Source organism: Methylocystis sp. Sn-Cys (assembly GCF_016745395.1).
Taxonomy (GTDB): Bacteria; Pseudomonadota; Alphaproteobacteria; order Rhizobiales; family Beijerinckiaceae; genus Methylocystis; species Methylocystis iwaonis.
The window spans coordinates 773,360-788,872 of sequence record NZ_JAERVJ010000001.1 but is presented as its reverse complement, the minus strand read 5'-3'; the positions used below and the strand labels follow the sequence as shown (position 1 = coordinate 788,872).

At 63.5% G+C, this 15,513-nt stretch carries 27 protein-coding genes; all 27 read right to left on the bottom strand.

Annotated features, from left to right (window positions below):
- Nucleotides 1–60 precede the first annotated feature (60 nt).
- The 27 genes from JJT62_RS03690 to rplD all read right to left on the bottom strand — a co-directional run bounded on the left by JJT62_RS03690 (nt 61) and on the right by rplD (nt 15,512).
- A complete protein-coding gene (locus JJT62_RS03690; RefSeq protein ID WP_202071299.1) occupies nt 61–489 on the bottom strand; it encodes a DUF4260 domain-containing protein in 429 nt (142 codons plus the stop codon).
- Between the two features lie 4 nt (nt 490–493).
- Nucleotides 494–907 (bottom strand): 50S ribosomal protein L17, encoded by a 414-nt coding sequence (gene rplQ, locus JJT62_RS03685; protein ID WP_202071298.1) that lies wholly within the window; start codon nt 905–907, stop codon nt 494–496.
- Between the two features lie 153 nt (nt 908–1,060).
- On the bottom strand, nt 1,061–2,080 hold the full coding sequence (locus JJT62_RS03680; RefSeq protein WP_202071297.1) for a DNA-directed RNA polymerase subunit alpha: 1,020 nt from the start codon (nt 2,078–2,080) through the stop codon (nt 1,061–1,063).
- Between the two features lie 103 nt (nt 2,081–2,183).
- A complete protein-coding gene (rpsK, locus tag JJT62_RS03675; RefSeq protein WP_014890740.1) occupies nt 2,184–2,573 on the bottom strand; it encodes a 30S ribosomal protein S11 in 390 nt (129 codons plus the stop codon).
- 97 nt (nt 2,574–2,670) lie between these two features.
- Nucleotides 2,671–3,039 carry a 30S ribosomal protein S13 gene (rpsM, locus tag JJT62_RS03670; RefSeq protein WP_026015932.1) on the bottom strand — a complete coding sequence of 123 codons (369 nt, stop codon included), beginning with the start codon at nt 3,037–3,039 and terminating at the stop codon, nt 2,671–2,673.
- 224 nt (nt 3,040–3,263) lie between these two features.
- Nucleotides 3,264–4,559, bottom strand: a complete 1,296-nt coding sequence (locus JJT62_RS03665; RefSeq protein WP_202071296.1) for an Hsp70 family protein — start codon at nt 4,557–4,559, stop codon at nt 3,264–3,266.
- 85 nt (nt 4,560–4,644) lie between these two features.
- Nucleotides 4,645–5,226, bottom strand: a complete 582-nt coding sequence (locus JJT62_RS03660) for an adenylate kinase (protein WP_202071295.1) — start codon at nt 5,224–5,226, stop codon at nt 4,645–4,647.
- Nucleotides 5,223–6,557: a preprotein translocase subunit SecY gene (gene secY, locus JJT62_RS03655; protein WP_202071294.1), complete on the bottom strand. Its 1,335-nt coding sequence runs from the start codon at nt 6,555–6,557 to the stop codon at nt 5,223–5,225. Before secY ends, JJT62_RS03660 begins: the two co-directional genes overlap by 4 nt.
- A 154-nt stretch (nt 6,558–6,711) precedes the next feature.
- Nucleotides 6,712–7,188, bottom strand: a complete 477-nt coding sequence (gene rplO / locus JJT62_RS03650; protein WP_202071293.1) for a 50S ribosomal protein L15 — start codon at nt 7,186–7,188, stop codon at nt 6,712–6,714.
- 10 nt (nt 7,189–7,198) lie between these two features.
- A complete protein-coding gene (rpmD, locus tag JJT62_RS03645; RefSeq protein WP_202071292.1) occupies nt 7,199–7,390 on the bottom strand; it encodes a 50S ribosomal protein L30 in 192 nt (63 codons plus the stop codon).
- 14 nt (nt 7,391–7,404) lie between these two features.
- The gene (rpsE, locus tag JJT62_RS03640; protein ID WP_165055011.1) at nt 7,405–7,977 is read right to left on the bottom strand and encodes a 30S ribosomal protein S5; all 573 of its coding nucleotides are present in this window, start codon (nt 7,975–7,977) and stop codon (nt 7,405–7,407) included.
- Nucleotides 7,978–8,142: 165 nt separating this feature from the next.
- Nucleotides 8,143–8,505 carry a 50S ribosomal protein L18 gene (gene rplR, locus JJT62_RS03635; RefSeq protein WP_202071291.1) on the bottom strand — a complete coding sequence of 121 codons (363 nt, stop codon included), beginning with the start codon at nt 8,503–8,505 and terminating at the stop codon, nt 8,143–8,145.
- Between the two features lie 12 nt (nt 8,506–8,517).
- Nucleotides 8,518–9,051 carry a 50S ribosomal protein L6 gene (gene rplF / locus JJT62_RS03630; RefSeq protein WP_202071290.1) on the bottom strand — a complete coding sequence of 178 codons (534 nt, stop codon included), beginning with the start codon at nt 9,049–9,051 and terminating at the stop codon, nt 8,518–8,520.
- 37 nt (nt 9,052–9,088) lie between these two features.
- Entirely contained in the window at nt 9,089–9,487 is a 399-nt protein-coding gene (rpsH, locus tag JJT62_RS03625) for a 30S ribosomal protein S8 (protein ID WP_202071289.1), read from the bottom strand.
- A 13-nt stretch (nt 9,488–9,500) separates the two neighbouring features.
- A complete protein-coding gene (gene rpsN, locus JJT62_RS03620; RefSeq protein ID WP_202071288.1) occupies nt 9,501–9,806 on the bottom strand; it encodes a 30S ribosomal protein S14 in 306 nt (101 codons plus the stop codon).
- Nucleotides 9,807–9,850: 44 nt separating this feature from the next.
- On the bottom strand, nt 9,851–10,489 hold the full coding sequence (rplE, locus tag JJT62_RS03615) for a 50S ribosomal protein L5 (protein ID WP_281929293.1): 639 nt from the start codon (nt 10,487–10,489) through the stop codon (nt 9,851–9,853).
- A complete protein-coding gene (gene rplX, locus JJT62_RS03610; RefSeq protein ID WP_202071287.1) occupies nt 10,482–10,799 on the bottom strand; it encodes a 50S ribosomal protein L24 in 318 nt (105 codons plus the stop codon). The genes rplE and rplX overlap by 8 nt, the downstream gene beginning before the upstream one ends.
- Nucleotides 10,799–11,167 (bottom strand): 50S ribosomal protein L14, encoded by a 369-nt coding sequence (gene rplN, locus JJT62_RS03605; RefSeq protein ID WP_138166882.1) that lies wholly within the window; start codon nt 11,165–11,167, stop codon nt 10,799–10,801. The genes rplX and rplN overlap by 1 nt, the downstream gene beginning before the upstream one ends.
- 206 nt (nt 11,168–11,373) lie before the next feature.
- Nucleotides 11,374–11,616 (bottom strand): 30S ribosomal protein S17, encoded by a 243-nt coding sequence (rpsQ, locus tag JJT62_RS03600; RefSeq protein WP_202071286.1) that lies wholly within the window; start codon nt 11,614–11,616, stop codon nt 11,374–11,376.
- Nucleotides 11,617–11,622: 6 nt separating this feature from the next.
- Entirely contained in the window at nt 11,623–11,835 is a 213-nt protein-coding gene (gene rpmC / locus JJT62_RS03595) for a 50S ribosomal protein L29 (protein WP_202071285.1), read from the bottom strand.
- Nucleotides 11,836–11,847: 12 nt separating this feature from the next.
- Nucleotides 11,848–12,261 (bottom strand): 50S ribosomal protein L16, encoded by a 414-nt coding sequence (gene rplP / locus JJT62_RS03590; protein WP_165054996.1) that lies wholly within the window; start codon nt 12,259–12,261, stop codon nt 11,848–11,850.
- Nucleotides 12,262–12,292: 31 nt separating this feature from the next.
- Nucleotides 12,293–13,057, bottom strand: a complete 765-nt coding sequence (gene rpsC, locus JJT62_RS03585; protein ID WP_202071284.1) for a 30S ribosomal protein S3 — start codon at nt 13,055–13,057, stop codon at nt 12,293–12,295.
- Nucleotides 13,058–13,069: 12 nt separating this feature from the next.
- Complete coding sequence (gene rplV / locus JJT62_RS03580; protein WP_202071283.1) at nt 13,070–13,456, bottom strand: 50S ribosomal protein L22; 387 nt, start codon at nt 13,454–13,456, stop codon at nt 13,070–13,072.
- A gap of 3 nt (nt 13,457–13,459) precedes the next feature.
- A complete protein-coding gene (gene rpsS / locus JJT62_RS03575; RefSeq protein WP_016917716.1) occupies nt 13,460–13,738 on the bottom strand; it encodes a 30S ribosomal protein S19 in 279 nt (92 codons plus the stop codon).
- A gap of 3 nt (nt 13,739–13,741) precedes the next feature.
- The gene (gene rplB, locus JJT62_RS03570; RefSeq protein WP_202071282.1) at nt 13,742–14,581 is read right to left on the bottom strand and encodes a 50S ribosomal protein L2; all 840 of its coding nucleotides are present in this window, start codon (nt 14,579–14,581) and stop codon (nt 13,742–13,744) included.
- Between the two features lie 17 nt (nt 14,582–14,598).
- Nucleotides 14,599–14,895, bottom strand: a complete 297-nt coding sequence (locus JJT62_RS03565; protein ID WP_202071281.1) for a 50S ribosomal protein L23 — start codon at nt 14,893–14,895, stop codon at nt 14,599–14,601.
- On the bottom strand, nt 14,892–15,512 hold the full coding sequence (gene rplD, locus JJT62_RS03560; protein WP_202071280.1) for a 50S ribosomal protein L4: 621 nt from the start codon (nt 15,510–15,512) through the stop codon (nt 14,892–14,894). The genes JJT62_RS03565 and rplD overlap by 4 nt, the downstream gene beginning before the upstream one ends.
- Between the last annotated feature and the right edge of the window lies 1 nt (nt 15,513).

Below are 15,513 nucleotides of genomic sequence, written 5' to 3'. Positions count from 1 at the left end.
TAAGCATGAATTCTGGCGACCGCGAGGATGCAGCTATGGACCGCGCGCCTTTGGGCGCGCTTACGGGCGAGCCGGAAGGCTCGCGGTCCGGGGCGCCGCCTTTCCAACCTGGCCAAGATGCGTCGCTGAAAAGCTCACGCCATATTTGAGCCCGAAGCCCAGCAGCCGATCGAAACCGATATGGGCCAAATGGATCGCAGCGATCTGCATGAGCAGCGGCTGCCCGGTCGCGGCGCCCAAGACGCCATAGGCGAAGGGGCCGATGGTCGTGTGGGCGAGATTATAGGCGATCGCCCCGAGCCGCGGCCCCGCGAGATAAGCCAAGAGCGAAAGGTCCGGGAACAGAAACAGCAGCGCGAAACGTCCCCAGTCGCCGCCGGCCTGCGCATAATAGAAAAGGGCGGCCGCCATAAGCGCCGCCCCTTCAAGTCTCAGCAAAAGCTTCGGCGCGCCGGAAACAAAACCCGGTTCCGCGCCGATTGTCTTCATGGGCTTACGCCGCCTCTTCTTCGACCTGAACCGGGCCGGAGTCCTGACCGCGCGCATTGACGTCGCGATCGACGAATTCGATGACGGCCATCGGCGCATTGTCACCATAGCGGAAGCCCGCCTTCAGAACGCGGGTGTAGCCGCCATTGCGCTCCTTGTAGCGCGGGCCGAGCACGTCGAAGAGCTTCGCGACGAGCTTGACGTCCTTGATCTGGGCGATCGCCTGACGGCGGGCGTGCAGATCGCCGCGCTTGCCGAGCGTCACCAGCTTCTCGACCACGGGACGAAGATCCTTCGCCTTCGGCAGAGTGGTGATGATCAGCTCATGCTTGATGAGCGCCTGCGCCATATTCGCGAACATGGCCTTGCGGTGCTCATGGGTGCGGCCGAAACGGCGCTTCTTGTGACCGTGATACATGTGGCTCTCCGTTGCTTATGCGGCCGCCGTGCCAAGGTACGGCCGTCTCCTTATGTCCCTCTCCCGTTTGCGGGAGAGGGTGGCCCCTGCTGAGCAGGGGTCAGTGAGGGGTGGCGACAGCTTCTCCCGCTTGCGCGGGAGAAGCTGTCAAACTCAATAATGCTCTTCGAACCGCTTGGCGAGATCGTCGATGTTCTCCGGCGGCCAGCCGGGGACTTCCATGCCCAGATGCAGACCCATCTGCGCGAGGACTTCCTTGATCTCGTTCAGGGACTTGCGGCCGAAGTTCGGCGTGCGGAGCATTTCCGCCTCCGACTTCTGAATGAGGTCGCCGATATAGACGATATTGTCGTTCTTCAGGCAGTTCGCCGAGCGGACCGAAAGCTCCAGCTCGTCGACCTTCTTGAGCAGCGCCGGATTGAAGGCGAGCTGCGGGATCGACGGCGCGGCCTCTTCGCGGCGCGGCTCCTCGAAATTGACGAAGACGTTGAGCTGATCCTGCAGGATGCGCGCCGAGAAGGCGAGCGCATCCTCCGGCGTGATCGCGCCATTGGTCTCGACGGTCAGCGTCAGCTTGTCATAGTCGAGCACCTGGCCTTCGCGGGTGTTCTCGACGCGATAGCTGACCTTCTTCACCGGCGAATACAGGCTGTCGACCGGGATGAGGCCGATCGGCGCATCCTCGGCGCGGTTGCGGTCAGCCGGCACATAGCCCTTGCCGGTCGAAATGGTGAATTCGACGCGAAACTCCGCGCCCTCGTCGAGCGTGCAGATGACGAGGTCGGGGTTGAGAACCTGCACGTCGCCCGTCGCCTGAATGTCGCCGGCGGTGACAATGCCCGGGCCCGTCTTCTTGAGCGTCAGGCGCTTCACCCCCTCGCCCTGATACTTGACGGAGATGTCCTTGATGTTGAGGACGATGTCGGTCACGTCCTCACGCACGCCGGGGATCGACGAGAATTCGTGCAGAACGCCGTCGATGTGAATCGAGGTGATCGCCGCGCCCTGCAGCGACGAGAGAAGAATGCGGCGCAGGGCGTTGCCGAGCGTCACGCCGAAGCCCCGCTCCAGCGGCTCGGCGACGGCGGTCGCCACGCGGCGCGGATCGTCGCCGGGCGTCACGTCGAGCTTGTTCGGCTTGATGAGTTCCTGCCAGTTCTTCTGGATGCTCACTGGGGCGCCTTTCCTTGAAGCTCCTGAACGCGGCTCCGGCGGGGAGGAGCCGGGGCCGCGCGAAATATGCTCGATTGAAAGCAGGCTTCCTATTGCCGTAGCGTCAGACGCGGCGGCGCTTGCGCGGACGGCAACCATTGTGCGGGATCGGCGTCACGTCGCGGATCGACGTAACGGTGAAGCCCGCCGCCTGCAGCGCGCGCAGAGCCGATTCGCGGCCCGAACCGGGGCCAGAAACCTCGACTTCGAGCGTGCGCACGCCATGCTCGCCGGCCTTGCGGGCGGCGTCCTCGGCGGCCATCTGCGCGGCGTAGGGGGTCGACTTACGCGAACCCTTGAAGCCCATCGAGCCGGCCGACGACCACGACACAGTATTGCCTTGAGCGTCGGTGATGGTGATCATCGTGTTGTTGAACGTCGAGTTCACATGCGCGACGCCGGAGACGATGTTCTTGCGCTCGCGACGACGAACGCGGGTAGTGTCCTTGGCCATTTAACTCTTGCCTTTCGATATCGACGCCGCCGTAACGCCAGCGGCTCCACCTTGCAGGCAGCCGGATTTACCGACTGCCCGACTACGACTGCCGGAATTACTTCTTCTTGCCGGCGATCGGCTTCGCCTTGCCCTTGCGGGTGCGGGCGTTGGTATGGGTGCGCTGGCCGCGAACCGGCAACTGACGCCGGTGGCGCAGACCACGGTAGCAGCCAAGGTCCATCAGGCGCTTGATGTTGATCGCGACTTCGCGGCGCAGATCGCCTTCCACGAGATAGTCGCGGTCGATGGTCTCGCGGATCTGCAGGACTTCCGCGTCGGTGAGCTGGGCCACGCGGCGCTCGGCCGGGATGCTCACCTTCTCGCAGATTTCTTCAGCCTTCTTGGGGCCGATGCCGTGAATATACTGAAGCGCGATGACGACGCGCTTGTTGGTCGGGATGTTGACGCCTGCGATACGTGCCACGATTTTCTCCATTTCGGGCGACAGCCTTGCGGCGCCGCCGGAGTGAACCCGCGTCCGGTGGAGGCCGGCCCCTGCGGGTGATTCCGATTGTCCGAACGCAAAAACGGAAGCCCTCCGAAGAGAGCTTCCCTCGAATTTCCGTCGGAAGTCAGGCGATAGCGAGCGATCGCGCACGAGTCAAGCAAAATTGGCGAGGGAAATGCGATTTTCTTCCCTCGCGAGACTCAAGCGCTGCGACGCAAGCCATCAGAACCGAATTTTCGTTGCGCGTCCAGCCCTAAGCCGAGACCCACGGCGCCGAACATATCGCCTTCGACGATTTTCGCGCCCGGCGTCTGGCCGGTGACCGCCGCGCGCACGGCCGGAATAGCGGTCGAGCCGCCGGTGAGGAAGACGGCGTCGATGCGCTCGCCGGAAAGCCCAGAGGCGGCGAGCGTTTCGTTCAGCGTACGCGAAAGCGAGCCGAGCTGGTCCGCAATCGCTTCATGCAGCGTAGTGGCGGTCGTTTCGATCTCGAAGGCCCGCTCCACTTCTGTGAGGTCGATCGTCGCGCAATCCGAGTCCGAGAGATCAATCTTGGCGTGCTCCACCGATAGCGCGATCGAATGACCGCGCCGGCTTTCGATCACCTCCGCGAGACGGGCGATCTTGGACGGCGAGAGCGAATAGCGCTCCATCTCCTCGAGTTCCCGGGCAACCTTGGGCGTATAGAGGAGATTGATCCGATGCCAGGTCGCAAGATCGACGAAAAAGCCGTTGGGAGCCGGCAGCACTTTGTCGCCGAAAGGCAGGCGCATCTCGCTCCCGAGCCCCAGATGCGGCATAACCGACTTCAGGCTGAAGAGCCGATCTATGTCGGTGCCGCCGATATGCACGCCCTTATTGGCGAGCACGTCCCCTGCCCGATCCGCCCGCCAACGCGCCTGCGGCGAAACGCGCACGACCGAGAAATCCGACGTGCCGCCGCCGATGTCGGCGATGAGCGCATATTGCTCTTCGCGCACGCTCTGCTCATAGGTCAGCGCCGCGGCGATCGGCTCATATTGAAAAGCGATCTCACGGAAACCCCGCGCCCGCGCAATTTCCTCGAGCGCGTCCTGCGCGCGGCGATCGGCGGCCGGGTCGTCGTCTATGAAATGCACAGGTCGGCCGAGGACGACCTTTGTGACGTCATCGCCAGCAACGCCGTCGGCGGCGTCTTTCAGCTTTCCGACGATGAGGCCGATGATGTCCTTGAACGTATAGGCTTTCGTCTTGATGCGCGTGGTCTCGTCCATCAGCGCTGTGCCCAGCACCGATTTCAGGCTGCGCATCAGCCGCCCCTCGACGCCGTCGACATAGGCTTTGATCGCCGCGCGGCCGAAGACGGGCGAGCCGTCCGAGAAATCGAAGAAGATCGAGCTCGGCAGCGTGCGGCTCCCGTTTTCAAGCGGCGCGAGCTCCATGCCCTGCGCCCCCTCGACGGCGACTGTCGAATTCGACGTGCCGAAGTCCAGGCCGCAAAATGACTTTGCTTCCATCGGTGAAGTCTCTGGGTTTGTCGGGAGGACAAAAAGCATCGGCCCGGCAGAGCCGGGCCGATGTCTGATTTCTTGAAGCTTTCTATCAGGCGCCGAGCGATCTGTCGATTGCCGCCGTCACATCGTCTATCGGCGCCATGCCGTCGATCCGTTTCAGCTCGCCGCGCCCGGCGTAATGCGCCGAGACCGGGGCTGTCTGGGCCCGATAGGTGTCGAGCCGCGTCTTGAAGCTTTCCGGATTGTCGTCGGCGCGAACCGGCTTGCCGGCGGCGAGCGTCTCGGCGACGCGCCTGCGCATCCGGTCGACGAGCGCATTCTCGTCGACGACAAGCTCAATCACCGCGTCGAGCTTCAACCCCTTGCGGTCCAGAAGATCGCGGAGCGCCTCGGCCTGCGCGACGGTGCGCGGAAAGCCGTCCAGGATGAAGCCATTGGCGCAGTCTGCTTCATCGATCCGCTGGTCGATGATGCCGATGACCACTTCGTCGGGCACGAGCTGGCCGGAGTCCATCAGCGCCTTGGCCTTCAGGCCGATCGGCGTTCCGGCCGCGACGGCCGCGCGCAGCATGTCGCCGGTCGAGAGCTGGGGCACGCCCAGCTTTTCGACGAGGCGAGCGGACTGCGTTCCCTTGCCGGCGCCCGGGGGGCCGAGAAGGACGAGTCTCATTTACGACGTCCCTTGAGCTTGGTCTTGCGGATCAGCCCCTCATATTGCTGCGCCTGCATATGGCCGTGGATCTGCGAGACCGTGTCCATGGTCACGCTCACCACGATGAGCAAAGAGGTGCCGCCGAAGTAGAAGGGCAGATTCGCATAAGCGATGAGCCCTTCCGGCAGAAGACAGATGATGGCGAGATAGGCGGCGCCGAGCACGGTGATGCGCATGAGCACGTCGTCGATGAACTTGGCCGTGCGCTCGCCCGGACGAATGCCGGGGATGAAGCCGCCATGCTTCTTGAGATTGTCCGCCGTCTCCGTCGGGTTGAAGACGATGGCCGTGTAGAAGAACGCGAAGAAGACGATGAGGCCGACATAGGCGAGCATATAGAGCGGACGCCCATGACCGAAATAGGCCGAGATCGTCGCAAAAATGCTTTCCGAACCCGTCGATTGATAGAAGTTGGCAACCGTCGTCGGCAACAGCAGCAGCGACGAAGCGAAGATCGGCGGGATGACGCCGGCCGTGTTGAGCTTCAACGGCAGGAAGGACGTCTGCCCCTCATAGACGCGGTTGCCGTGCTGACGCTTCGGATAGGTGATCAGCAGGCGACGCTGGGCGCGCTCCATGAAGACGATGAAGGCGATGACGAGGAACGACATCGCAATCACGCCGAGGATGATGCCGGTCGAAATGGCGCCCTGGCGGCCGAGTTCGAGAGTCGAGACGATCGCTGAGGGGAAGGCTGCGACGATACCGGCGAAAATGATCAGCGACGAGCCGTTGCCGATGCCGCGCGAGGTGATCTGCTCGCCGAGCCACATCAGGAACATGGTGCCGCCGACAAGCGTCACGACGGTTGTGATGCGGAAGAAGAGCCCGGGCTCCGTGACGACGCCCTGCTGTCCTTCGAGGCCGATCGCCATGGCGTAGGCCTGAAAGGTCGCGAGCGCGACGGTCAGATAGCGGGTGTATTGATTGAGGACCTTACGGCCCTGCTCGCCCTCTTTCTTCAGCGATTCGAGCGACGGAAACACCGAGGTCAAAAGCTGAATGATAATGGACGCCGAAATATACGGCATGATGTTGAGGGCGAAGATCGCGCGACGCTGCACGGCGCCGCCGGCGAACATGTTGAACAGCTCCAGCATGCCTTTCGACTGGCCGAAGAAGCTCTTCGCGAAAGCCTCCGGGTCGATGCCCGGCAGCGGCACATAGGTGCCGAGGCGATAGACAATCAGCGCCCCGAGCGTAAACAGGATGCGCTTCTTGAGTTCCTCGGACTTGCCGAAGGCGGAGAGATTGACGTTGGCCGCGAGCTGCTCGGCTGCCGATGCCATGGAGGAACTCCCCTTTGTCGCGCCTATTTTTCTTTGGCGCCTTTTTTGTTTGTCGCCCGGAGGGCAGTGTTCGCCCGATCGCATCTGCGACGGGAGACGCCTCTATAAGACAAAGCGGCCGCTCTTGCGAGAGCGGCCGCCTAAAAACCTGATCTTAGGCCGTGGCCGTTTCGCCCGCGAGGAGCTTCACCGACCCGCCCGCGCCCTCGATCGCCGCAATGGCGCTCTTGGAGGCGGCGGCGACCTCGAAGGCGAGCTTCGCCTTGATCTCGCCCTGCCCGAGGATCTTCACGCCGTCGCGGGCCTTGGCCACGAGGCCGGCCGCAATCAACGCTTCGACCGTCACCGGCGCATTCGCGTCGAGCTTGCCGGCGTCGACCGCCTGCTGCACGCGGCCGATGTTGATCTCATTGTAGTCGGTCGGGAAGGGATTGTGGAAGCCGCGCTTCGGCAGACGCCGATGCAACGGCATCTGACCGCCTTCGAAGCCCTTGATGGCGACGCCGGTGCGCGCCTTCTGGCCCTTCACGCCGCGTCCGCCGGTCTTGCCCTTGCCAGAGCCAATGCCGCGGCCAACGCGCATCCGGTTCTTGCTGGAGCCCGGATTGTCGGAGATTTCGTTGAGTTTCATTGCCGCGTCCTCACTTCTCGCCGACAATTTTGACGAGATGCGCCACCTTGGCGATCATGCCGCGCACAGCCGGAGTGTCCTCCAACTGGCGCTTGCGGCCGATGCGGGTCAGGCCGAGGCCCAAAAGCGTCTTGCGCTGACGCTCGTTACGGCCGATCGAGCTGCCCGTCTGCTCGACGGTGATCTGCTTGCCATTCGACATGTCGAGAGCCTCCCTTACGCGTCGACGGCGTCAGCGTCGACGCCCTGGCGGCGCGCCTGAAGCGCGGAGACTTTCAGCGAACGGCGCGCGGCGACGGAACGCGGCGAGTCCTCGCGACCGAGCGCGTCGAAGGTGGCGCGGATCATGTTGTAGGGGTTCGAGGAGCCCTGGCTCTTCGCCACCACGTCATGCATGCCGAGCGTCTCGAAGACGGCGCGCATCGGCCCGCCGGCGATGATGCCCGTGCCGGCCGGCGCGGCGCGCAGAATCACGCGGCCCGAACCGTGACGACCATAGACGTCGTGATGCAGCGTGCGGCCTTCGCGCAGCGGGACGCGGATCAGCGCGCGCTTGGCGGCTTCCGTCGCCTTGCGGATCGCTTCCGGCACTTCGCGCGCCTTGCCATGGCCATAGCCGACGCGGCCCTTCTGGTCGCCGACGACGACGAGAGCGGCAAAGCCGAAACGACGGCCGCCCTTCACGACTTTCGCGACGCGATTGATGTGGACCAGACGATCCACGAATTCGCTATCGCGCTCTTCTCTATCCCGGTCGCGACCGCGACCGCCTTCAGCTTCACGCGCCATTTTTTCTTCCGTCACTTACGCGGCGTCTCCGCCGCTCGCTTCGTTGGGCTTCCCGCCTCTCCCCCTTTCGGGAAACAGCGGACCCGGCCTCCGCAGAGGTCGGGTAAGGCCCTCATCCGCCACGCCTTCGCATGGCGCCCTCTCCCGCGTGCGGGAGAAGGGAAATTAAAACTGCAGACCACCCTCGCGGGCGCCGTCGGCCAGCGCCTTGACGCGGCCGTGATACATGTAAGCGCCACGGTCGAACACGACCTCTTTGACGCCCTTTTCGGCGGCGCGCTCGGCGAGAAGCTTGCCCACGAATTTCGCGGCGTCGATATTCGCGCCGGTCTTCAGAGATTCGCGGTTCGCCTTCTCGATCGAGGAAGCGGCGACGAGGGTCTGCCCCTTCTCGTCGTCGATGATCTGAGCATAGATCTGCTTCGACGAGCGGAACACGGAGAGACGCGGGCGGCCATAGGCGCGCTCGCGGATCGCCTTGCGGACACGCGCCTTGCGGCGCTGTTCGATGCTGACATCCTTGGCCATGGAGCCTGGTCCTTACTTCTTCTTGCCTTCCTTGCGGAAGATGAATTCGTTCGCGTATTTGACGCCCTTGCCCTTATAGGGCTCGGGGCCGCGCAGCGCGCGGATCTCGGCCGCGACCTGGCCGACCTGCTGCTTGTCCATGCCGCTGATCGTGATTTCCGTCGGCTTCGGCGTCACGATGGCGATGCCGTTGGGGATCGGATAGTTCACGTCATGCGAATAGCCCAGCGCGAGCTGGAGCACCTTGCCCTGGACCGCGGCGCGATAGCCGACGCCGGTGATCTCGAGCTTCTTCTCGAAGCCCGAGGTGACGCCAACGATCAGATTGTTGACGCGGGCGCGGGACGTGCCCCACAGCGCGCGGGCGCGCTTGGAGTCGCCGCGCGGGTCGACCTTGATGGCGTTGTCCTGATGCACGACGGAAACGTCGTCCGGCACCAGGAATTCGAGCTGGCCCTTCGCGCCCTTCACGGACACGAGCTGGCCGTCGACCTTGGCGGTGACGCCGGCCGGGACGACCACAGGCTTCTTGCCGATACGTGACATAGTTGCAATCCTGTTCAGTCTGAGCGCTCACGCAAGGTCAGAAGACCTTGCAGAGCACCTCGCCGCCGACGTTGTTCTCGCGGGCCGCATGATCGGCCATCACGCCCTTGGGCGTCGACATGATCGTCACGCCGAGGCCATTGGCCACGCGCGGAACGGCGTCGACAGCCGCGTAGACGCGGCGGCCCGGGCGGGAAACGCGCTCGATCTGCTTGATGACCGGCTGCCCATCGAAATATTTCAGCTCGATCTCGAACTCGGTCCGACCATTGCCGAAATCCGTCGCCGAGTAGCCGCGGATGTAGCCCTCGTCCTTGAGAACGTCGAGGACATGGGCGCGCAGCTTGGAGCCCGGCGAGGACACCTTGTCCTTGCGGCGCATCTGCGCGTTGCGAATGCGGGTGAGGAGATCTCCCAACGGATCGTTGATCGCCATTTTAAGAGTCTCCTTACCAGCTCGACTTCACCAGGCCCGGGATCAGACCCTTGGACCCGAGCTCGCGCAGCGCGATGCGCGACATCTTCAGCTTGCGATAAAAGGCGCGCGGGCGGCCGGAAATCTCGCAACGGTTACGAACGCGAATCTTCGCGGAGTTACGCGGCAGCTCAGCGAGTTTCAGACGAGCCTCGAACTGCTCCTCGATGGAGAGCGACTTGTCGTTGGCCTTCGCCTTCAGCCGCTCGCGGCGGCCAGCGAAAGCCTTGACGAGCTTCGCCTTCTTTTTGTTGTTTTCGATCGCGCTTTTCTTCGCCATCAGTATTAGCCTTTCGGTATCCGCGTTTGAGAGGGATTAACCCCTCACTGCCGGAACGGGAAATTGAACGCACGCAGCAAAGCGCGCGCTTCGTCGTCGGTCTTGGCCGTCGTGCAGACGATCACGTCCATGCCGAGGATCGACTCCGCCTTGTCGTAGTCGATTTCAGGGAACACGATGTGCTCCTTGATGCCGAGCGCGAAATTGCCGCGCCCGTCGAAGGACTTCGGGTTCAAGCCACGGAAGTCTCGCACGCGCGGCAGCGCGATCGTGATCAGACGATCGAGGAACTCGTACATGCGGGTCTTGCGGAGGGTCACCTTCGCGCCGATCGGCATGTTCTCGCGCACCTTGAAGGTCGAGATGGCCTTGCGGGCGCGGGTGATGACCGGCTTCTGACCAGCGATGAGGCTGAGATCGCCAGCCGCCGACGTCACCTTCTTGGTGTCGTTGACCGCCTCGCCGACGCCCATGTTCAGCACGATCTTCTCGATGGTCGGCACTTCGAAAGCGTTCTTGTAGCCGAACTGCTCGATGAGCTGTCCGCGAACGACTTCTTCATAGTGCTTCCGCATGCGCGGCGTATAGCCAGCGATGCTCGCTTGAGCGACGGCGGCGACCGCCGGAGCCTCCTTGGCGGCCTTCGGCGCCTTGGCTCCCTTGGCTTTCTTTTCCTCAGCCATCGATCAATTCTCCGGAACGCTTGGCGACGCGGACCTTGCGGCCGTCGTCGAGAATCTTGAAGCCCACGCGGGTCGCCTTGCCGTCCTTGGGGTCGGCGATCGCAAGATTGGAAAGGTCGATCGGCGCGGCCTTGTTGATGATGCCCGCCTCGCGGTCCTTCGTCTGGCGCTGATGGCGCTTGACCATGTTGACGCCGTCGACGATGGCGCGACCCTCACCGGGGTTCACGCTCAGCACTTGGCCGGACTTGCCCTTGTCGCGGCCGGCGAGAACGACGACCTTGTCGCCCTTCTTGATTTTGGCGGCCATTACAGCACCTCCGGCGCGAGCGAGATGATCTTCATGTGGTTCTTGGCGCGCAGCTCGCGCGGGACCGGCCCGAAGATACGGGTGCCGATCGGCTCCTTCTGATTGTTGATCAGAACGGCAGCATTCGAGTCGAAACGGATCACCGAACCGTCCGACCGCTTGATGTCCTTCGAGGTGCGCACGACGACGGCCTTCAGCACATCGCCCTTCTTGACGCGCCCGCGCGGAATCGCCTCCTTGATCGACACGACGATAATGTCGCCGACGCCGGCATATTTCCGCTTCGAGCCGCCCAACACCTTGATGCACATCACGCGGCGGGCGCCGGAGTTATCGGCGACGTCGAGGTTTGTTTGCATCTGAATCATGGCATTTCCGCCTTTCACTCCGGTCTGGTTTCGGACCCGCCCAATCGCGACGACCGACTTCGTCCGGAAAACCTTTGTTTCCAACTTCCAGCGCGCTTCCAAATCGCATGGGCCATGCGATCGAGAAGCGCGCCAGTTTTTTCAGGGCACGAGCGGCCGGGTCCGAAAAGCTTCGTGACCTCTGTCAGCCGGCTCGAGCGGGGTATTTACGCGGTTGCGCCGGTTTCCACAACCCGCCAGCGCTTCAATTTCGAGATCGGCGCGGTTTCTTCGATGAAAACCGTATCTCCGACCTTGAAGGCGCCGTTTTCGTCATGCGCGTGATAATGTTTCGTGCGACGCACCGTCTTCTGGAACAGCGGATGCGTGAAACGGCGCTCGACCTTCACGACCACGGTCTTGTTCTGCTTGTCGCTGACGACGACGCCCTGGAGAATTCGCTTCGGCATTGGGCTTTAACCTTGATTGTCCGCGCTCTTCTGCGCGGCGACGGTCTTGATCCGGGCGATGTCGCGACGAATGACGCGCACGCGGGCGGTGTCCTCGAGCTGGCCGGTCGCCCGCTGGAAGCGCAGATTGAACTGCTCCTTCTTGAGCTTCAGCACTTCGTCGTTGAGCTGGTCCTCGGTCATCGCCTTGATGTCGGAGAGGCGTTGCTTGGATTTCATGTCGTCCTCCCTTTACTCTGCGATGCGTTCGATGAAGCGGGTCTTGATCGGCAGCTTGGCCGCCGCAAGCGTCAACGCTTCGCGAGCCAGCGCCGCCGGAACGCCGTCGACTTCGAACATGATGCGGCCGGGCGCGATGCGCACGGCCCAGAAATCCGGAGCGCCCTTGCCCTTACCCATGCGGACTTCGGTCGGCTTGGTGGAGACCGGCACGTCGGGGAAGACGCGGATCCATACGCGGCCGGCGCGCTTCATATGGCGCGTCATGGCGCGGCGGGCCGCCTCGATCTGACGCGCGGTGACGCGCTCGGGCTCGAGCGCCTTCAGGCCGAACTGACCAAAGTTCAGCGAGAAGCCGCCTTTCGCGACGCCGTGGATGCGGCCCTTGAAGGCCTTGCGGAACTTTGTGCGCTTGGGTGACAGCATGATGGGTGCTCTTTAAATCGTTTGTTGCGCCTTAGGCAGCGTCGCCGCGGGGTTCGCGCGGTTCACGACGACGCCGGTCGCGATCGCCGCGGTCGCCGCGTTCACGCTCGCCATGGTCGCCGGAAGACGCCTGCTCCGCCGCGCGCCGCTCGGACGCCATCGGATCGTGCTCGAGGATCTCGCCTTTGAAGATCCAAACCTTGATGCCGCAAGCGCCATAGGCGGTATGCGCGGTGGAGACGCCGTAATCGACGTCGGCGCGCAGCGTATGCAGCGGCACGCGGCCCTCGCGGTACCATTCCAGACGGGCGATTTCAGCGCCGCCGAGACGGCCCGAGCAGTTGATGCGGATGCCCTGGGCGCCGAGACGAATGGCCGACTGAACGGCGCGCTTCATCGCGCGGCGGAAAGCCACACGGCGCTCGAGCTGCTGCGCGATCGACTCGGCGACGAGCGCGGCTTCCGTTTCCGGCTTGCGCACTTCGACGATGTTGATCACGACTTCGCTGCCCGTCAGCTTGGCGACGAGCTTGCGAATCTTGTCGATGTCCGCGCCCTTCTTGCCGATCACGACGCCCGGACGGGCGGAATGGATCGTCACGCGGCACTTCTTGTGCGGACGCTCGATGATGATCTTGGAGACGGCCGCCTGCTTCAGCGTCTTGGCCACCGTCTCGCGGATCTTCATGTCTTCGTGCAGAAGCTTGGCGTATTCGCCCTTGCTCGCGAACCAGCGCGAGTCCCAGGTGCGATTGACGCCGAGGCGCAGCCCGATCGGATTAACCTTCTGACCCATGGTTGTTATCCTTTAGGCGTTCGCTTGCGCTTCGACTTCGCGCACGATGATCGTGAGGTTCGAGAAGGGCTTCTCGACCCGGCTCGCGCGGCCGCGGGCGCGGGCGTGGAAGCGCTTCATGACCAGCGCCTTGCCGACATAGGCCTGGGCGACGATCAGATCGTCGACGTCGAGGCCGTGATTGTTCTCGGCGTTGGCGATGGCGCTTTCCAGCGTCTTCTTCACCTCATGCGCGATGCGCTTGCGGGAAAACTCGAGATCGGCAAGCGCGCGGTCGACCTTCTTGCCGCGGATGAGCTGGGCAAGAAGATTGAGCTTTTGCGGCGACACGCGGATCATGCGCGCGACGGCTCGCGCTTCATTCTCCGCGACGCGGGGCGGATTAGCCTCTTTGGACATTTCTTAGCCCCTCTTCGCCTTCTTGTCCGCCGCGTGGCCGTGGAAGGTGCGCGTCGGAGCGAATTCGCCGAACTTGTGCCCGATCATGTCTTCGCTGACATTCACAGGAATATGCTTCTGACCGTTGTGCACGCCGAAGGTCAATCCGACGAACTGGGGCAGAATGGTGGAGCGGCGGCTCCAGATCTTGATAACTTCGGAGCGGCCGGAGGCGCGCGAGGTTTCCGCCTTCTTCAGCAGATAGCCGTCGACGAACGGGCCTTTCCAAATCGAGCGAGCCATGGATTAGCCCTTCTTCTTGCGATTGTGCCGCGAGGACACAATGAAACGGTCGGTGGACTTGTTGCTGCGGGTCTTCTTGCCCTTGGTCGGCTTGCCCCAGGGCGTGACCGGATGACGGCCGCCCGAGGTGCGGCCTTCACCGCCGCCGTGCGGATGGTCGATCGGGTTCATGGTGACGCCGCGGTTATGCGGGCGACGGCCAAGCCAGCGCGAACGACCGGCCTTGCCGATCGAGGTGTTCATGTGGTCGGGGTTCGACACCGCGCCGATGGTGGCGAAGCACTGGCCGTGAACCAGGCGCTGCTCACCCGAGTTTAGGCGGAGGATGACGTAACCCTGGTCGCGGCCGACGATCTGGGCGTAGGTGCCCGCCGAACGCGCGATCGCACCGCCCTTGCCGATCTTCATCTCGACATTGTGGACGATCGTGCCGACCGGGATATTGGCGATCGGCATCGCGTTGCCCGGCTTCACGTCGACCTGATTGCCGGCGACCACCGAATCGCCGACCGACAGACGCTGGGGGGCGAGGATGTAAGCCAGCGTGTCGTCCGCGTAGCGGATGAGCGCGATGAAGGCTGTGCGGTTGGGATCATATTCCAGACGCTCGACCTTGCCGACGACGTCGAGCTTGCGACGCTTGAAGTCGACGAGGCGATAGGTCTGCTTATGTCCGCCGCCACGGAAGCGAACCGTGACGCGGCCGTTATTGTTGCGGCCGCCCTTGGAGCTCTTCCCCTCGGTGAGGGTCTTGACGGGCTTGCCCTTATAAAGATCGCTGCGGTCGACGATGACGAGCTGGCGAAGGCCCGGCGTGACCGGCTTGAATGTCTTCAGCGCCATGGTTCTCTAAGCCTTCCTTACAGTCCGGTCGTCACGTCGATCTTGTGCCCTTCGGCAAGCGTCACGACGGCCTTCTTGACGTCGCTCTGCTGGCCGCGCACGCCGCGGAACGCCTTCACCTTGCCCTTGCGGACAAGCGTGTTCACGGATTCGACCTTCACGTCGAAGAGACCCTCGACCGCCGCCTTGATCTGCGGCTTGGTCGCGGTCTTGGCGACCTTGAAGACCACCTTGTTGTTCTCGGAGGCGATGGTCGCCTTCTCGGTGATGACCGGGGCGACGATCACGTCGTAATGGCGCACGTCCTTGCTCATTTCAGGCGCGCCTCCAGCGCGTCCACCGCTTCGCGGGTCAGGACCAGCTTTTCGCGACGGATGATGTCGTAAACATTGACGCCCTCGACCGGCAGCACGTCGATCAGCGGGATGTTACGGGCGGCAAGCGCGAAATTCTGCTGCGGCGCGCCGCCGACGATGATGATCGCATTCTGCAGGCCGGTCTTGGCGAAGCCGGAGGCCAGAACCTTCGTCTTGGCGGCCTCGAGCTCGGCCTTTTCCCAGACGATGATGCCGCCGTCCTTGGCCTTGGCCGAGAGGGCGTGCTTCAGCGCCAGCGTGCGGACCTTCTTCGGCAGGTCGTGCTCATGGCTGCGCACGAGCGGGCCGAAAGCGCGGCCGCCGCCGCGGAACTGCGGCACGCGGGCGGAGCCGTGACGGGCGCCGCCGGTGCCCTTCTGCTTATACATCTTCTTGCCGGTGCGGGCGATGTCCGCGCGGTTCTTCACCGCATGGGTGCCGGCGCGGCGCTTGGCGAGCTGCCAGCGGATCATCCGGTGGATGAGGTCCGTGCGCGGCTCCAGGCCAAAAATCTCATCGGAAAGTTCGATCGAACCGGCCGCCTGGCCGTCGAACGACGTGACGTCGATCTTCACG

Excerpts from the sequence above, each read along its gene's own strand:
- JJT62_RS03665 (WP_202071296.1), bottom strand. The coding sequence starts at position 4,559 with ATGGAAGCAAAGTCATTTTGCGGCCTGGACTTCGGCACGTCGAATTCG.
- rplV (WP_202071283.1), bottom strand. The coding sequence starts at position 13,456 with ATGTCCAAAGAGGCTAATCCGCCCCGCGTCGCGGAGAATGAAGCGCGA.
- rpsN (WP_202071288.1), bottom strand. The coding sequence starts at position 9,806 with ATGGCGAAGAAAAGCGCGATCGAAAACAACAAAAAGAAGGCGAAGCTC.
- rpsK (WP_014890740.1), bottom strand. The coding sequence starts at position 2,573 with ATGGCCAAGGACACTACCCGCGTTCGTCGTCGCGAGCGCAAGAACATC.
- rplP (WP_165054996.1), bottom strand. The coding sequence starts at position 12,261 with ATGCTGTCACCCAAGCGCACAAAGTTCCGCAAGGCCTTCAAGGGCCGC.
- rpsE (WP_165055011.1), bottom strand. The coding sequence starts at position 7,977 with ATGGCGCGTGAAGCTGAAGGCGGTCGCGGTCGCGACCGGGATAGAGAA.
- rpsS (WP_016917716.1), bottom strand. The coding sequence starts at position 13,738 with ATGGCTCGCTCGATTTGGAAAGGCCCGTTCGTCGACGGCTATCTGCTG.
- rpmC (WP_202071285.1), bottom strand. The coding sequence starts at position 11,835 with ATGAAATCCAAGCAACGCCTCTCCGACATCAAGGCGATGACCGAGGAC.
- JJT62_RS03690 (WP_202071299.1), bottom strand. The coding sequence starts at position 489 with ATGAAGACAATCGGCGCGGAACCGGGTTTTGTTTCCGGCGCGCCGAAG.
- rpsC (WP_202071284.1), bottom strand. The coding sequence starts at position 13,057 with ATGGGTCAGAAGGTTAATCCGATCGGGCTGCGCCTCGGCGTCAATCGC.
- rpsH (WP_202071289.1), bottom strand. The coding sequence starts at position 9,487 with ATGGCGATCAACGATCCGTTGGGAGATCTCCTCACCCGCATTCGCAAC.
- secY (WP_202071294.1), bottom strand. The coding sequence starts at position 6,557 with ATGGCATCGGCAGCCGAGCAGCTCGCGGCCAACGTCAATCTCTCCGCC.
- JJT62_RS03565 (WP_202071281.1), bottom strand. The coding sequence starts at position 14,895 with ATGAGCAAGGACGTGCGCCATTACGACGTGATCGTCGCCCCGGTCATC.
- rplE (WP_281929293.1), bottom strand. The coding sequence starts at position 10,489 with ATGGCTGAGGAAAAGAAAGCCAAGGGAGCCAAGGCGCCGAAGGCCGCC.
- rplB (WP_202071282.1), bottom strand. The coding sequence starts at position 14,581 with ATGGCGCTGAAGACATTCAAGCCGGTCACGCCGGGCCTTCGCCAGCTC.
- rplN (WP_138166882.1), bottom strand. The coding sequence starts at position 11,167 with ATGATTCAGATGCAAACAAACCTCGACGTCGCCGATAACTCCGGCGCC.
- rpmD (WP_202071292.1), bottom strand. The coding sequence starts at position 7,390 with ATGTCGAATGGCAAGCAGATCACCGTCGAGCAGACGGGCAGCTCGATC.
- rplR (WP_202071291.1), bottom strand. The coding sequence starts at position 8,505 with ATGGCCAAGGATGTCAGCATCGAACAGCGCCGCAAGGCGCGTGTCCGC.
- rplQ (WP_202071298.1), bottom strand. The coding sequence starts at position 907 with ATGTATCACGGTCACAAGAAGCGCCGTTTCGGCCGCACCCATGAGCAC.
- rpsQ (WP_202071286.1), bottom strand. The coding sequence starts at position 11,616 with ATGCCGAAGCGAATTCTCCAGGGCGTCGTCGTCAGCGACAAGCAGAAC.
- rplX (WP_202071287.1), bottom strand. The coding sequence starts at position 10,799 with ATGGCCGCCAAAATCAAGAAGGGCGACAAGGTCGTCGTTCTCGCCGGC.
- rplO (WP_202071293.1), bottom strand. The coding sequence starts at position 7,188 with ATGAAACTCAACGAAATCTCCGACAATCCGGGCTCCAGCAAGAACCGG.
- rplF (WP_202071290.1), bottom strand. The coding sequence starts at position 9,051 with ATGTCACGTATCGGCAAGAAGCCTGTGGTCGTCCCGGCCGGCGTCACC.
- JJT62_RS03660 (WP_202071295.1), bottom strand. The coding sequence starts at position 5,226 with ATGAGACTCGTCCTTCTCGGCCCCCCGGGCGCCGGCAAGGGAACGCAG.